This is a genomic window from Leifsonia poae, assembly GCF_050632865.1.
Taxonomy (GTDB): domain Bacteria; phylum Actinomycetota; class Actinomycetes; order Actinomycetales; family Microbacteriaceae; genus Leifsonia; species Leifsonia poae_B.
Genome location: NZ_JBODSA010000003.1, coordinates 456,388 through 471,126 on the forward strand (window position 1 = coordinate 456,388; position 14,739 = coordinate 471,126).

Sequence of the window (14,739 nt, forward strand, 5' to 3'; positions counted from 1 at the left end):
TCGAGACATGGAGTCGTCGGCCTGACGCGCACGATTTGGCCGCAATTCCGGAATTCACGCAACGAATCCCCATAAGCTCTGCGCATGGACAACCTCGATCGCAGCATCCTCGACCTCCTGCGTCAGAACGCGCGCGCCGGGTACGGCGACATCGGCTCCGTCGTCGGGCTGTCGGCGTCGGCCGTGAAGCGGCGCGTGGACCGGCTGGTCGCCGACGGGGTCATCCGCGGGTTCACCATCCAGGTCGACCCGGCGATCGACGGCATGAGCACCGAGGCCTACGTCGAGCTGTTCTGCCGCGGCACGGTGTCGCCGGAGGAGCTGCTGCGCATCCTGTCCGCCGTGCCGGAGGTGGTGGATGCGGGGACCGTGACCGGGAGCGCCGACGCGATCGTGCACATCCGCTCGCGCGACATCCCGAGCCTGGAGGCGGCGCTCGAGAAGGTGCGCCTCGCGCCCAACGTCGACCACACCCGCAGCGCGATCGTGCTCTCCCGCCTGATCAACCGCGGAAGCTGAGCTGGACAACGCCTGCGAGAACGTTCAGCGCCCGCGGTACGCCGGGCGCCCGCATCCGAGCGCGGACACGGGCAAGAGTGGCACGATGGGCGCATGAAATTGCTCGTTGTCGAAGACGATCCGGACATGGGGGGTCTGGTCCAGCGCGGTCTCGCGGCCGAGGGCTATGACGTGACCCTCGTCACGAACGGCGTGGACGCGATGATCGCGCTCCGCTCCGACGCCTTCTCGGCCGCCGCGATCGACGTCATGCTGCCCGGGATGAGCGGGTTCGAGCTGTGCCGCCACATCCGCGAGGCGTCGAACCCGATGCCCATCCTGCTGCTGACCGCGCGCGACGCCATCGAGGACCGCGTCCACGGTCTCGACTCCGGTGCCGACGACTACCTGACGAAGCCGTTCGCGTTCGCCGAGCTCGCCGCTCGCGTCCGTGCCCTGCTGCGCCGAGAGCCGACCGGGATGCGTCCCCAGGTCACCGTCGGCCGCCTCACCATCGACTCGCACGAGCACCAGGCCCTCGTCGCCGGCCACGAGATGCCGCTGAGCCGCCGCGAGTTCACACTGCTCCGGCTGTTCGCCACCAACCCGGACAAGACGCTCTCGCGCTCCGACATCCTCGAGTCGGTGTGGGGTACGACCGAGAACATCGGCACCAACGTCATCGACCAGTACGTCTCGTACCTGCGCAAGAAGCTCGACGCGGCGGGGGCCGGCCTCTCGATCGTCACCGAGCGGGGCCGCGGCTATCGCCTGGATGCACGTAACGCCGCGGACGCGAAGCGCTCGACCGCCGACTCCCCCGCGCACGACGCAGCCTCGGCCCCGTGAACCGGCTGCGGCGCCTGTCGATCACGGCGCGGATCACGATCGGCAGCCTGCTCGTCGCCGCTCTGTTCGCTCTCGTCGCGGTCGTCATCATCCGCATCGGCGTCTCGTCGATCCTGCACAACGCGACCGTCACCCTCCTGTCGAACGACGTCGCGGCGCCCGCTGAGGCCCTTCCGAGCAAGCCCGGCGGTCCGTTCGACCTCCCCGGAGGCGGGCAGGAGCTCGCGATCGTCTCCGCGGACGGAACCATCCTGGCCTCCACGCTCCCGGAGGCCCTGGAGGAGCGCATCGACGACCTGACGGAGCAGGGCGATCAGTCGCGGGAGGTGCAGGCGGGTGACGAGCACTATCTCGTGCTCACGCGCAGCGTCAACACGTCGACCGGGGTGATGCACGTGGTGGCGGCGCGGAACGAGGAGACGACCGCGCTGGTCGTCGACCGCCTGACCGCCGCCCTTCTCGCCGGCGCCGGCGTGCTGATCTTCGCCTTCGGCGCGGCGTCGTGGTTGCTGACGCGCACCGCCCTGCGCCCGGTGAGCCGGATGCGCGAGCAGGCGGACCGGATCGCCGCCTCCACCCCCGACGAGGCCGGCCTGCTACCGGTCGGTCCCGCTCAGGACGAGCTGTCGGAGCTCGCGACGACACTCAACGACCTGATCCTCCGACTGCGGGCCTCGGCGGACCGTGAGCGCCAGATGGTGTCGGACGCGAGCCACGAGCTGCGGACACCCCTGGCGGTGCTGCGCGGCCAGCTGGAACTGGCGGAGCTGGATGCAGGCGACCCGGACGCGCTGCTCCACGACATCCGCTCGTCGCATTCCACCGCGATCCGGCTGGGCCAGCTGGCGAACAACCTGCTCGAGCTGTCGCGCATCGAGGCCGGCCCGTCGAGCGGGCGCATCGACTGGCGCACGCTCGTCGACGAGCTGACGGACGCGATCGACCGGGCGCGCCTGCTGGTGAGCAGCGACGACGATTCGGCGGGGATCTCGGTGGACTTCGAGTACGACCCCCGCCGCCGGCCCGCGCCGGGTTCCCGGGTGGCGCTCTCACCGACGGACTTCGGACGCATCCTGGACAACCTGCTCGGCAACGCGATCACGGCGATCCGCGCGGCCGGAGGGGAACGGCCCGAAGCGACCGTCACGGCGACGCTGGTGCTGGAGCCCGATGCGGACGGCGACGGCGAATCCGTCGTTCTGACGGTGCGCGATACGGGCCCCGGCATGCCGGAGGAGTTCATCCCGGTGGCGCTGGACCGCTTCACCCGCGCGGACAACGCCCGGACCGGTCAGTCCGGCGGCGGCCTGGGGCTCGCGATCGTGGGCGCGTTGGCGGACGCGGCCGGCGGCCGGGTCGTGCTGGCGAACGCGGAGCCGTCCGGGCTGACGGTGACGGTGACGTTGCCCATCCGGCGCGACTAGGGCGTCACCGCCCGCGGTCAGTGCCCGGTGCGGTCCGAGTCGACGCCCGCGTCCGGACCCTCGTCGAGGGCGTCGAGCGCCGCGAGGTCGTCGGCGTCGAGCTCGAAGTCGAACACCGCAAGGTTCTCGGCCATCCGCTCGGGGTTGCGGGACTTGGGGATCGCGACCAGCCCGTTCTGCACGTGCCAGCGCAGGACGATCTGGCCGGGAGTGCGCCCGTGCTTCTCCCCGATTTCCGCGAGGACGGGCGCAGCCAGCAGGTCGCCGGTCCCGCCGATGGGACTCCACGACTCGGTCACGATCCCGTGCTCGGTGTCGTACGCACGCTGCTCTCTGCGCGGGATGGCCGGGCTCAGCTGGATCTGGTTGACGGCCGGGGTCACGCCCGTCTCGGAGACGATCCGGTCGAGATGCGCCGGCTTGAAGTTGGAGACGCCGATCGCGCGCGCCTTTCCCGCCTCCCGCAGCCGGATGAACGTCTCCCACGTCGAGACGTACTGGTCGCGCTGCGGCAGCGGCCAGTGGATGAGCAGCAGGTCGACATACTCGAGCCCCAGCCGCTCAAGGCTCACATCGAGCCCGGCGACCGCCCGATCGTCGCCCTGGTAGTTGCCGTCGAGCTTGGTCGTGACGAACCATTCCTCGCGCGGCACCCCGCTGGCGGCGAGCCCGCGCCCGACACCGACCTCGTTGCCGTACTTGGCCGCAGTGTCGACGTGCCGGTAGCCGATCTCGGCGGCGGCGACGACCGCCTTCTCGACCTCGCTGTCGTCCAGGGGCCACGTGCCGAGCCCGAGCTGCGGGATGCTGCCACCGCTGTTCAGAGGAAGCGAGGGTATCTGGTTCGTCATGGCTGTCACAGTACGCGGATCAGATGACGCCGTCGGAGAGCGTCGTCGGGTTGCCGAACCGGTGGTTCGTGATCGAGATCGCCTGCTCGTGCAGGAACGTCAGCACCTCGATGCGTCCGGACGGTGTGACCGGCCCGTCGTAGATCGCGACATCGGGGCTCCCACCGAGCGCCGCGGCGAGCGCCACCCGGTCGCCGCCGATGAGCCGGATCCGGTGCGCGGCGATGCGTCGTGCGCGGACGCGCGAGAGCCAGTGGGCGTCCGACTCCACGGTCACCTCGACATCCCGCTCGCGCAGGAGCGCCGCGGTCGCCTTCGGCAGTTTCACCGGCGTGCTCACCGTGAACGGTGACCGGGCGACGGTTCCCGCCGCCATGACGCGCAGCAGTTCGGGCAGCGAGCTGCCTTCGGAGAGCCGAATGGCGACCGGCACCGGCCGGTAGCGGAACAGGTTGCGTTCGACGCCGAGTCCCGAGACGTCCTTCACCCGGTGGTACTCGTTCGCCACGGCGATCGCGTCGCTGAGCGCCGACCGCCGGACCAGGTCGAACGACGGGTAGTCCATCGACGACTGCCCGGATTCGATAAGGTCGGACACGCGCGGCTCCAGCCCGCGCAGGTGAAGGCTCGAACTCGAGTTCCCCGCCTCCGGCACCCATGACCCCAGCCCGAGCAGATAGTTCGGCCCTCCGGCCTTGGCGCCCGCCCCGACCGACGACCGCTTCCATCCGCCGAACGGCTGCCGTCGCACGATGGCGCCGGTGATGCCCCGGTTGACGTAGAGGTTGCCCGCCTCGACGGTGTCGAGCCACAACGCGAGCTCATCGGAGTCGAGCGAGTGCAGCCCCGCCGTGAGCCCGTACTCGACCGCGTTCTGGTAGCGGATGGCCTCTTCGAGGTTCCGAGCGGTCATGACGCCGAGCACCGGGCCGAAGAACTCGGTGAGGTGGAAGTACGAGCCGGGTTGCACTCCCGTGCGAACCCCCGGCGACCACAGGCGACCGGTGTCATCGAGCCGCCGGGGCTCGACCAGCCATTCCTCCTCGGCGCCGAGCGTCGTGAGCGCGTGCAGCAGCTTGCCGGCTGCCGGCTCGATGAGCGGACCCATCTGACTGACCGGATCCTGCGGATACCCCACCCGCAGACTGGTGACCGCATCCACCAGCTGATGGCGGAACCGCTCCGACGTCGCCACCGACCCGACCAGGATGACGAGGCTCGCCGCCGAGCACTTCTGCCCGGCATGCCCGAACGCGCTCTTGACGATGTCGGACACCGCCAGGTCGTAGTCGGCACTGGGCGTCACTATGATCGCGTTCTTGCCGCTGGTCTCCGCCAGCAGCGGCAACTCCGGCCGCCAGGAACGGAACAGCTTGGCCGTCTCGTACGACCCCGTGAGGATCACCCGGTCGACCCGTGGATCCGAGATCAACTGCTGCCCGAGGTCGTTCTCGGCCACATCCACCAGCGCGAGCAGTTCGCGCGGGATGCCGGCCTCCCACAGCGCCTCGATCATCACCGCTGCCGACCGCCGCGCCTGCGGTGCCGGTTTGATGATGACGCCGCTCCCTGCGGCGAGCGCCGCCAGCACCGAGCCCGCCGGGATCGCGACGGGGAAGTTCCACGGCGGCGCGACCACCGTCAACTGCGACGGGATGAACCGGGCGCCCTGGACGTCGTCCAGTTCGCGTGCCCGGGTCGCGTAGTAGTGCGCGAAGTCGACGGCCTCGCTGACCTCCGGGTCGGCCTCCGCGATGGTCTTGCCCGTCTCGGAGGCCATGACCTCGATCAGCCGATCGCGATTCGCCTCGAGGGCATGCCCTGCGCGGTCGAGCAGCACCGCCCTCTCCTGCCCGGAACGGCGCCCCCATCCCGCGCCCGCCTCGGTCACGATCTGCATGATGCGGTCGAGCCGATCGGCCTCGGTCACCGCCGCAGCCGCGATCGTCTCCTCGCCGAGGGAGGACGCGGCTGCACGCACGAGGATGCGTCTGCCCCACGCCCGGTTCGCCGCACGCGACGGGTCGGTGTCGGGAGCGTTGTGGAACCCGTCCCGCGTGCCCGCGGGCGCCTCCGCAGGCGGGAGCTCCACGCCGCCCGACCCACGTGTGAGACCGAGCACGACGTTGGTCAACCCGGCGTCGACCTCGGCACCGGCCGGCTCGACCGGAGGCGCGGGCGGCCGCGTGAACGACGGCGCCGTGGCGTCCTCCCATTCCTGCGTGCGGTCCTGCCGTCGGTTGGGCAGCGGCGCGGCGCCGCGCGGGCCTTCGTTCTGCTCGAGCTCCGCGACCGACGCGAGGAAGCGCTGCTTCTCCCGCTCGAACAGTCGTGGATCGGAGCCGAGTTCGAACACAGCCGACATGAAGTTCTCCGGGCTCGCGTTCTCCTCCAGCCGGCGGATCAGGTACGAGATGGCGACGTCGAATTCGCGCGGATCGACGACCGGTGTGTACAACACCAGGCGGCCGACCGTCCGGGTGACGACCTCCGCCTGCGCAGTGGCCATACCGAGCAGCATCTCGAAGTCGATGTGGTCGGTGACGCCCCGTCGCGAGGCGAGCAGCCAGGCGTACGCGATGTCGAACAGGTTGTGCCCGGCGACACCGATCTTCACGGCGTCCGCGTGCTCGGGCGTGAGCGCCCAGTCGAGCACGCGCTTGTAATTGGCGTCGGTCGACTGCTTGCTCCCGTACGTGGCGAGCGGCCAGTCGTGGATGGCCGCATCGACGCGCTCCATCGCCAGATTGGCGCCCTTCACCACACGGACCTTCACCGGGGCGCCGCCCTGGATGCGCCGCTGCGTGGCCCACTCGGTCAGCGTCTGCAGCGCGTCGAGCGCGTCCGGAAGGTACGCCTGGAGCACGATGCCCGCCTCGAGACCGAGGAACTGCGGCTTGCTCAGGAGGGTCGTGAAAACGGCCATCGTCAGGTCGAGGTCGCGGTACTCCTCCATGTCGAGGTTGATGAACTTAGGGGTCGGCGACGCTGCCGCCAGCTCGTACAGCGGCGTGAGCCGGTCGACCACGCGCTCGACCGTCTCGTCGAACGCCCACATCGAGAGCTGCGACGCGATCGACGACACCTTGATGGACACGTAGTCGACGTCGTCCCGCGCGAGGAGCGTACGGGTGCCGGCGAAGCGCCGCTGCGCCTCCTTCTCGCCCAGCACGGCTTCGCCGAGCAGGTTGAGGTTGAGCCGCGCGCCGTGCCCGTCGGCATCGCCCGACTGCCGAAGTTGCGCGATCGCAGGCCCCAGCTTCTCGGGCGTCGCATCCACCACCAGGTGCCCGACCATCCGCCGCAGCACCCGGCGCGCGATCGGGATGACGACCCACGGCAGCACTGGGCCGAAGACCCCGCCGAGCCAGATGGCGAACCGCAGGTACCAGGGCAGGAACCGCGGGATGCGCTTGGCCACCCGCTGCAGGTTGTACCCCGCGACGAAGAGGTCTTGCGGTCGGGCGACACCGTCGACGAACCCCACCGCGAACTCCAGCCCGTCGGGGTCGCTGAGCACACCCGCCAGGCGTTCCGCCGCAGGGTCTTGGGGGGCTGAGGACGCGTTGCGCGCGCTCTCGGCGAGCCACTGCTGCACCAGCTGGACCGCCTCGTGAGCGATCGCCGCCGGCCGCGTCTCAGCGCCGTCTGTTGCATCGACCATGCTGACGACACTATTACCCGGCGCTGAGCGCTCAGCGGACCGACGTGAAGATGTGGATAACTCGTCCGCCAGTAGAGTCGAACCCATGAACGACCGCTCCACGCCGACCACCGCCGCGACCCACGACGTCGTGATCGTCGGCGGCGGCCACAACGGCCTGACCGCCGCCGCCTACCTCGCCCGCGCCGGCAAGACCGTCATCCTCCTCGAACGCCTCGAGGACGTGGGCGGCGCCGCGGTCAGCGCACAGGCGTTCGCGGGCGTGGAGGCACGTCTGTCGCGCTACTCCTACCTCGTCAGCCTGCTTCCCCAGCGCATCATCGACGAGCTCGGACTCGACATCCGCCTCGCGCGCCGCCGCTACTCCTCCTACACGCCCGTTCCCGGCGATCCGGACGGCGCCGGCCTCCTGATCGACAACACCGACGAGGCGGCGACCGCCGCATCCTTCGCCCGCATCGGAGCGGCCGACGACGTCGACGGCTTCGACTCCGTCTACCGCAGCACCGGGGAAGTCGCGCAGGCCCTGTGGCCGACCGTCACCGAACCGCTGCTCACCCGCTCCGAGGCCCGGGCGCTCGTCGGCGACGACGAGCTGTGGGAGGCGTTGATCGAGCGCCCCATCGGCGAGTTCATCGAGTCGCGCGTGCACAACGACCTCGTGCGCGGCGTCGTGGCCACCGACGCACTCATCGGCACCTTCGCCAGCGTCTCCGATCCCGCGCTCGCGCAGAACCGCTGCTTCCTCTACCACGTCATCGGCCAGGGCACCGGCGAGTGGGACGTCCCGGTCGGCGGGATGGGCGCGGTGACCGGCGAGCTGGCCCGCGTCGCGCGCGAGTCGGGCGCTCGCATCGTCACCGACGCCGAGGTCACGCGCATCGACCCGGACGGCACCGTCGAGTACGTCCGCAACGGCCACGAGCGCCGGGTGACCGGCGAGAACGTCCTCGTCAACGTCGCCCCGGAGGTGCTGGACCGCCTGCTCGGCGAGTCGCCCGAGCCGCCGCGTGAGAAGGTGGAGGGCGCACAGGTCAAGGTGAACCTCCTCCTGAAGCGGCTCCCCGCCTCCGCGACGAGTCGATCGACCCGAAGGCGGCGTTCGGCGGCACCTTCCACATCAACGAGACCTACACGCAGCTGGAGGAGGCGTACTCGGGAATGACCCGCGGGGTGATGCCCGAGCTCCTTCCCTGCGAGATCTACTGCCACACCCTCGCCGACCCGAGCATCCTCGACCCGGAGCTCGCCGAGTCGGGCGCCCAGACCATCACGGTCTTCGGGCTGCACACCCCCGACCGCTGGCTCAACGACGAGAACAACGATGCGACCCGGCAGCGGCTCCAGGATGCGGTGCTCGCGTCCTTGAACTCCGTGCTCGCCGAGCCGGTCGAGGATCTACTGCTCACGGACGCCGACGGCCGTCCCTGCATCGAGACGAAGACGACGCGGGACCTCGAGCAGGCACTCAACCTGCCCGGCGGCAACATCTTCCACGGCCCGCTTTCGTGGCCGTTCGCCGAGGACGATGACCCGCTCGACACCCCGGCGCAGCGCTGGGGCGTCGCGACACGGCACCCGCGCATCCTGATCTGTGGATCCGGCGCGCGGCGCGGCGGAGCGGTCAGCGGCCTCGGCGGCCACAACGCCGCCATGGCCGTCCTCGAAGGCTGAAAGCTCTCGAAGCGTCCCTCTGCCGAATCGGCAGGAGCGTGACTAAGGTGTGGATCACCAGAGGCTGAGCCGACGGAGGTCACGATGATGCCGCAGCCGACAGGACGACTGGTCCGCAAGGACGACGGGGTCTACCTCGTCCTCGACAGGATGTTCAAAGCGCCGATCGAGAACGTCTGGACCTACTTCAGCCGAGCCCCGCGCCTGGCCGAGTGGCTGGGCGACTACACCGGCTCCGGGGCGACCGGCGCGGTCAAGCTCCGCATCACCGCGGACGGGGACGGCGCCGAGTGGCAGGACGTCACCGTGATGGAGTGCGCCGCACCGCACCGGCTGCACGCGGACGTCGGCCCCGCCGGGTCGTCGCGGAGGATGTTCGCCCACCTCACCGAGGCCAGCGGGCACACCACCGTGACGGTCGGCCGCCGGCTGCGCTCGCTCACCGAGGAGGCGGACGAAGGCCCGCGCTGGGACTACTACCTCGACCGGCTCGTGGCCGCCCACGATCACAAGCCGGCGCCCGACTGGAGCAGCTACGGGCCGGCGATGATGGAGCACTACCGGACGCTGTGCCGCGAACTCGACCGCGACCTGCGCTCCGAGACGGCCGCCGCGCGCGCCGCGAGCGCCGGCTGACCCGGCGTCAGTGCCAGCGGTGGTCCTGCAGGGCCATCCGCGGCCCACGGCGCTGGAACCGGAACCCGCTCGCGAAGATCAGGCGCACCACGCGCTGACGGTGCCCGGCGTACGGCTCGAGGAGTTCGAGCATTTCGTCGTCGTCGACCCGTCGGCCGATCAGCGCTTCACCCACCTGGTGGGCCAGGTGGTAGTCGCCGACGCTGACGAGGTCCGGGTGGCCGTGCGAACGCTGCAGTGTCTCGGCCGCCGTCCACACGCCGACGCCCGGGATGGTCTGGAGCGCCGCCTGCGCCTCCTCCAGTGTCGCGGCTCGCTCGACCGCGCGCTCCAGCGACGGCGCGACGGCGAGCACCGCCTGCACAGCGCGCGCTCTCCGCGGGTCCACGCCCGCTCGATGCCAATCCCAGGACGGGATGCCGCGCCACTGCTCCAGCGTCGGCGTCACCCGCATTCCGTCGGGAGCGGGCCCTGGCGCAGGCTCGCCGTACCAGCGCAGGAGGCGCGACCACGAACGGTAGGCCTCCAGGCTCGTCACGCGCTGCTCGATGATCGCCGGCAGGAGCGCTTCCAGCATCCGTCCCGTGCGCGACAGTCGCAGCCCGGGATTGCGGTGGAGGCTGTCGCGCAGTAGCCGGTGGCCGGCGACGTCGATCCCGGTCCAGTCGTCGTCCCGGCCGAGGAGCCGCGGGACCGCCTCGATCGCCCAGCCGGCGCCCGGCCCCCAGGCCGATGCCGCCACACCGCCGTCGGCCGAGGGTCGGTTCAGACGTAGTGTCGCCGCCCCTTCCGGCGTGCGCCAGGTCCGCCACATGCCACGCAGATCCCAGACCGTCGTCGGATCGTACGGGCCTCGGCCGAGCATCGCGAGCGTGCCGGCGAAGTCGAGCCGGAAGCCCGGACGGTACACCGTCTCCGCGTCCGGCGCGGTCGACGAGGACGCGCGCGGAGCGGGCAGGACGGCGGTCATGCAGGAATCGTACGTCACGCGTCTGACGGTGTGGATCAGGCCGAGGGGCTACCCGCATGTCGGTGGGCTCCCCTAGATTTCCGCCCATGGGAATCGAACTCGACACGTTTGCTGTCGCGCGCCTGCGCGACGCGATAGCCGGAACCGTGTACGTCCGCGGCGACGAAGGCCTCGCCGCTGAGGTCGCCTGCTTCAACACCGCCATCCGTCACGACCCGGACATCGTGGTCGCCGTCACGGACGACGAGGACGTCGTGGAGGCGATCGCCTTCGCTCGCGACGCCGGGCTGCCGGTGCGGGTCCAGGCGACCGGCCACGGCGCCGAAGCCCCGATCGTCGGCGGCATGATCATCTCCACCCGTGGCCTCGACAGCCTCTCCATCGACGCGGATGCGCGGCTCGCTCGGATCGGCGCCGGGCTGCGCTGGGCGCCGGTCATCGTCGCGGCGGCCGAGCACGGCCTCGCGCCCGTGACCGGCTCCTCCACCAGCGTCGGCGCCGTCGGTTACAGCCTCGGCGGCGGTCTCGGGCCGATGGCCCGCACCTACGGCTTCACGGCCGACTGGGTGCGCGGGTTCCGCGTCGTCACGGCGGATGGACGCATCCTCACCGCCGACCGCAACACGAACTCCGACCTGTTCTGGGCTCTGCGCGGCGGCAAAGGCGGCCTGTGCGTCGTCACCGAGATGACGCTCGAACTCGTCCCGCTGCGCGCCCTCTACGGGGGCAGCGTCTTCTTCGAGGGCGGAGCCATCGAACCGGCCCTGCGTGCCTGGATCGACTGGTCCGCCGAGCTGCCGGATGAGGCCACCACCTCGGTCGCGCTGCTCACCGTCCCCGACATCGAGGGCCCGCCGCCGCCCCTGCGTGGACGCACCGTGCTCAGCGTCCGCTTCGCCTACCCGGGCGACGGCGCCGATGGCGAGCGGCTGTTCGCACCGATCCGCGCCGCGGCCCCGGTCTACCTCGACTTCGTGGCCGAGATGCCGACGACGGCCGTGGCGAGCATCCACAACGACCCCGAGCAGGGCGCGCCTACGTGGATCCGGGGTTACATGCTCGATACGTTCGACCAGGATGCCGGGGATGTGATCCTCGAGCTGGCCGGACCGGGTTCCGGTTCGCCGTTCCTCTCGGTCGAGCTGCGCCAGATCGGCGGTGCGACAGCGCGCGACACCGACGACGGCACCTCGATCGGCGGGCGCGATGCCGGCTACACGCTCGCTCTGCTGGCCGCCGATCCATCGACGTTCGCAGAGGCGGCCCCCGCGCGGGCGAAGGCGATCTCCGACGCGCTGGCCGACCGCATCTCGGCGGTCACGAACGTGAACTTCATCGGCGACCTCTCCGACCGCGCCGCGTTCGAGACCGGATGGCCGGCGCCGGTGCAGGAACGGCTCACCGCCGCCCGCCTGCAGTGGGACCCGGACAAGGTGTTCGCCTTCGGCCCCGCCTGACGACCGGGGCGCCGGTCACTCGCTCCAGATGCTCGGCGCCTCGGCACGGGTCGACGGCAGTGCCGCGTCCGCGCCCCACTCCACCAGCCACTCGGGGACGGTGGCGTCCGTCGGGGACGGGCCCACCGCATCCAGGAGCTCGGCGATGCTGACCACACCTCCGGAGCGCTTGAGGAACCGCCCGCGGATGAACGCCTGCGTGTAGATCTCGCCGTCGACCGTGAACCGCTGCTCGACGTACACCGCCTTCTCGTCGAACCCGAGGATGCGCGACTCCACGATGAACGGCTGCCACAGCTCCAGCGACTTCCGGAAGGAGATCGTCTCCGAGGCGACCACCGGATACCACCCGCGGCGCTTGAAGATCGCCCAGACCCCGTTGCGCTGCAGCAGGTCGAACCGGCCGATGTCGGCGATGGACAGGTACACGCCGTTGTTCATGTGCTTCAGGATGTCGAGATCGGTGGGAAGGACGCGGAACTTCGTGCGCGCCACATCCCAGTGCCCCAGCCGCGGGCCGAAGCGGGAGATGATCGCGTGGAGCATCGTCCGGAAGATCATGTGCACGCCGCCATGGTAGTGATCCGCAGGAGGATCGGCGCATCTGTTGTGCGGAGTCTCCAACGTCCCCGGTCGGGCGATGGAGGCGAATTGTGCGCTTCGCATCAGGCGACCAGCGTCCCTCCGTCCACCACCGAGACCGTGCCGGTCGACCAGTCCTGGTCCATCAGCGCGACGAACGCTTTGGCGATGTCGCCCACCTCACCGACTCGGCCGAGGGGCAGGCCGGCGGCCGTCTGCCGGTACATCTCCTCGCGAGCGTCGTCGTCCACCGCACCCCACAGCGGCGAGCGCACCACACCCGGCGCGACGGCGTTGACGCGGATCGGCGCCAGTTCGACCGCGAGGGAACGGACCGCGGAGACCATGGCACCGGAGGCCGCCGTGCCCAGCAGCCACCCCGTGCCGCCGCGCCACGCTGCGGACCCGCTCATGAGCGAGATCGAGCCGCCGTCGCGGATCAGGGGCACCGCATGACGGACGGCGTTGAACGCGTGCACGACGCGGAGGCCGAAGAAGTCGAAGCCGAGCTGCGGACGGTAGTCCGCGAGCGGCACCGAGCTCAGGTTCTCCGCCGCGGTGTAGACCAGGTGGTCGAAAGGCCCGATGCCGGCGAAGAACCGGCTCAGATCATCGTCGGACGACGCATCCACGACGAACCCGCTCGCACGCGCTCCGAGCTCCGCCAGCGCGCTCTCGACCGCGGCCGCGCGCCGTGAACCGACGACGACCTCCGCACCAGCGGCCACCGCCGCCTTCGCCGTCGCCAGCCCGATGCCGGAAGTTCCGCCGATGATGACGACCCTGCTGTTCTCATTCACTGTCATGCTTCGAGGATGCGCTGTGGCCGCGGGCCGCGTCCAAGACCTCCTGCGTCTCGGGAGATACCCCACGGGTATGAGATAAGCGAGTAGGGTGCGATCGTGGCCGACCTGGATCTGCGCAAACTGCGCTACTTCGTGACCCTCGGGCAGGAGCTGAACTTCGGCCGCGCCGCCGCGCGGCTCCATGTCGCCCAGCCCGTGCTGAGCCGGCAGATCGCCGCTCTGGAGCGCGAGCTCGGCGTCCAGCTCTTCGAACGGTCCACCGCGGGGACGCGCTTGACCGATGCCGGCAGTCTGCTGCTGGGCGAGGCGGAGCTGACCCTCTCGAACAGCGTCGCCCTCATGCGCCGCGCGCGGCAGCTGGGCCGCGGCGAGCAGCGCTTCACCATCGCGTTCATGCCCGGGATCATCGTGACACCCCTGAGCCGCGCGCTGTCCGATCGCTTCGACGGCCTGACGATCGACGTCCTGCGCGTGGAGTGGGACACGCAAGCGACCGTTCTGCACGACGGCTCCGCGGACGTCAGCATCATGCGCCTGCCCGTGGATACGCGGGGCCTCTCCGCGCTGCCGCTGTTCTCGGAGGCCCGGCTGGTCGCCCTTCCGGCTGGACACGCACTGGCCTCTCTCGACAGCGTGACCGTCGACGACCTCGCACGGTTCGACCTCCTGCAGGATCCCGATGCCGTGCCGGAGTGGAGGGATGCGGCCCGGCGGCTCAGACCCGGAGCGCTCACTCGCGACCGTTCCGGGCTTCCCGTCGTGAACACCGTCGAGGCGAAGCTCGAGCACGTCGCCGCCGGCCGTGGCCTCGTCGTCCTGCCGCGCTCGACCGCGGACTATTACACGCGCCCCGACGTCGTCTACCGGGAGGTGGTGGACCTTCCGCCCGGCGAGGTGGTGATCGGATTCGCGGCCGGACGCACGACTCCGCAGATCGAGGCCGCGCTCCAGCTTGCGAGGCGGGTTCTTGTCGCTCCGGCGGACGTCAGCTGATGCGGAGGTCGGCGATACGGCCGTCGCGCAGCTCGAACCGCATCGGGCCGGTCCCGTTGTAGCCGTCGCCGGTCACCTTCAACGTGACCATGTACGTGTCCGGGTCGGGCCCGGCGCTCCAGTCGACCAGTTCGAAGTGCGAGCGGACGCCGATGTTGTCGGTACTGTCCCACTTGCGCACCCCGTGGTGGCCGGTGAACTCACGACCCCAATCCATCAGGGTGGCGTCGTCGGTGAACGCGTTCACGAACGCGTCGGTGTCGCCGCGGTTGGTCGCGTCGATGAAGATCCGGATCGCCTCGGGGAGTTCTTGTGCTGTCGTCACGGGACGATTG

12 protein-coding genes and 1 pseudogene are annotated in these 14,739 nt (G+C 70.5%); 7 read left to right on the forward strand and 6 right to left on the reverse strand.

Features of this window, described 5'->3' with window-relative positions:
* Nucleotides 1-84: 84 nt before the first annotated feature.
* From ACRAWB_RS12345 to ACRAWB_RS12355, 3 genes are all read left to right on the forward strand, one after another.
* The gene (locus tag ACRAWB_RS12345) at nt 85-519 is read left to right on the forward strand and encodes an Lrp/AsnC family transcriptional regulator (RefSeq protein ID WP_064110605.1); all 435 of its coding nucleotides are present in this window, start codon (nt 85-87) and stop codon (nt 517-519) included.
* 93 nt (nt 520-612) lie between these two features.
* The gene (locus tag ACRAWB_RS12350; protein WP_431353596.1) at nt 613-1,347 is read left to right on the forward strand and encodes a response regulator transcription factor; all 735 of its coding nucleotides are present in this window, start codon (nt 613-615) and stop codon (nt 1,345-1,347) included.
* Complete coding sequence (locus tag ACRAWB_RS12355; RefSeq protein WP_431353597.1) at nt 1,344-2,771, forward strand: sensor histidine kinase; 1,428 nt, start codon at nt 1,344-1,346, stop codon at nt 2,769-2,771. The genes ACRAWB_RS12350 and ACRAWB_RS12355 overlap by 4 nt, the downstream gene beginning before the upstream one ends.
* A 17-nt stretch (nt 2,772-2,788) precedes the next feature.
* On the opposite strand, the gene ACRAWB_RS12360 is transcribed toward ACRAWB_RS12355, so the two are convergent.
* Entirely contained in the window at nt 2,789-3,622 is an 834-nt protein-coding gene (locus tag ACRAWB_RS12360) for an aldo/keto reductase (RefSeq protein WP_431353598.1), read from the reverse strand.
* Between the two features lie 19 nt (nt 3,623-3,641).
* Nucleotides 3,642-7,286 carry a proline dehydrogenase family protein gene (locus tag ACRAWB_RS12365; protein ID WP_431353599.1) on the reverse strand — a complete coding sequence of 1,215 codons (3,645 nt, stop codon included), beginning with the start codon at nt 7,284-7,286 and terminating at the stop codon, nt 3,642-3,644.
* Nucleotides 7,287-7,371: 85 nt separating this feature from the next.
* On the opposite strand from ACRAWB_RS12365, the pseudogene ACRAWB_RS12370 reads away from it, so the two are divergent.
* Together ACRAWB_RS12370 and ACRAWB_RS12375 are read left to right on the forward strand one after the other, a co-directional pair.
* Nucleotides 7,372-8,960: pseudogene (locus ACRAWB_RS12370) on the forward strand (phytoene desaturase family protein).
* An 84-nt stretch (nt 8,961-9,044) separates the two neighbouring features.
* Nucleotides 9,045-9,596 carry an SRPBCC domain-containing protein gene (locus tag ACRAWB_RS12375; protein ID WP_431353600.1) on the forward strand — a complete coding sequence of 184 codons (552 nt, stop codon included), beginning with the start codon at nt 9,045-9,047 and terminating at the stop codon, nt 9,594-9,596.
* A 7-nt stretch (nt 9,597-9,603) separates the two neighbouring features.
* Here the strand turns inward: ACRAWB_RS12375 and ACRAWB_RS12380 are convergent, their stop codons facing one another.
* Entirely contained in the window at nt 9,604-10,566 is a 963-nt protein-coding gene (locus ACRAWB_RS12380; protein ID WP_431353601.1) for a DNA-3-methyladenine glycosylase family protein, read from the reverse strand.
* 86 nt (nt 10,567-10,652) lie between these two features.
* Here ACRAWB_RS12380 and ACRAWB_RS12385 point away from each other — a divergent pair, with 86 nt between their 5' ends.
* Complete coding sequence (locus ACRAWB_RS12385; protein ID WP_431353602.1) at nt 10,653-12,023, forward strand: FAD-binding oxidoreductase; 1,371 nt, start codon at nt 10,653-10,655, stop codon at nt 12,021-12,023.
* A gap of 15 nt (nt 12,024-12,038) precedes the next feature.
* On the opposite strand, the gene ACRAWB_RS12390 is transcribed toward ACRAWB_RS12385, so the two are convergent.
* Together ACRAWB_RS12390 and ACRAWB_RS12395 are read right to left on the reverse strand one after the other, a co-directional pair.
* A complete protein-coding gene (locus ACRAWB_RS12390) occupies nt 12,039-12,584 on the reverse strand; it encodes a thioesterase family protein (RefSeq protein WP_431354513.1) in 546 nt (181 codons plus the stop codon).
* A gap of 104 nt (nt 12,585-12,688) precedes the next feature.
* Nucleotides 12,689-13,411, reverse strand: coding sequence for an SDR family oxidoreductase (locus ACRAWB_RS12395; protein ID WP_431353603.1), 723 nt, complete (start codon nt 13,409-13,411; stop codon nt 12,689-12,691).
* A gap of 96 nt (nt 13,412-13,507) precedes the next feature.
* Between ACRAWB_RS12395 and ACRAWB_RS12400 the strand changes: the two genes are divergently transcribed.
* Nucleotides 13,508-14,404, forward strand: a complete 897-nt coding sequence (locus ACRAWB_RS12400; RefSeq protein ID WP_431353604.1) for a LysR family transcriptional regulator — start codon at nt 13,508-13,510, stop codon at nt 14,402-14,404.
* On the opposite strand, the gene ACRAWB_RS12405 is transcribed toward ACRAWB_RS12400, so the two are convergent.
* Entirely contained in the window at nt 14,397-14,729 is a 333-nt protein-coding gene (locus tag ACRAWB_RS12405) for a nuclear transport factor 2 family protein (protein WP_431353605.1), read from the reverse strand. The two genes, ACRAWB_RS12400 and ACRAWB_RS12405, sit on opposite strands and share 8 nt — an antisense overlap.
* Nucleotides 14,730-14,739 lie beyond the last annotated feature (10 nt).

Coding starts and splice junctions, on each gene's coding strand:
- ACRAWB_RS12345 (WP_064110605.1), top strand. CDS start 85: ATGGACAACCTCGATCGCAGCATCCTCGACCTCCTGCGTCAGAACGCG.
- ACRAWB_RS12350 (WP_431353596.1), top strand. CDS start 613: ATGAAATTGCTCGTTGTCGAAGACGATCCGGACATGGGGGGTCTGGTC.
- ACRAWB_RS12360 (WP_431353598.1), bottom strand. CDS start 3,622: ATGACGAACCAGATACCCTCGCTTCCTCTGAACAGCGGTGGCAGCATC.
- ACRAWB_RS12365 (WP_431353599.1), bottom strand. CDS start 7,286: ATGGTCGATGCAACAGACGGCGCTGAGACGCGGCCGGCGGCGATCGCT.
- ACRAWB_RS12375 (WP_431353600.1), top strand. CDS start 9,045: ATGATGCCGCAGCCGACAGGACGACTGGTCCGCAAGGACGACGGGGTC.
- ACRAWB_RS12380 (WP_431353601.1), bottom strand. CDS start 10,566: ATGACCGCCGTCCTGCCCGCTCCGCGCGCGTCCTCGTCGACCGCGCCG.
- ACRAWB_RS12385 (WP_431353602.1), top strand. CDS start 10,653: ATGGGAATCGAACTCGACACGTTTGCTGTCGCGCGCCTGCGCGACGCG.
- ACRAWB_RS12390 (WP_431354513.1), bottom strand. CDS start 12,584: ATGATCTTCCGGACGATGCTCCACGCGATCATCTCCCGCTTCGGCCCG.
- ACRAWB_RS12395 (WP_431353603.1), bottom strand. CDS start 13,411: ATGACAGTGAATGAGAACAGCAGGGTCGTCATCATCGGCGGAACTTCC.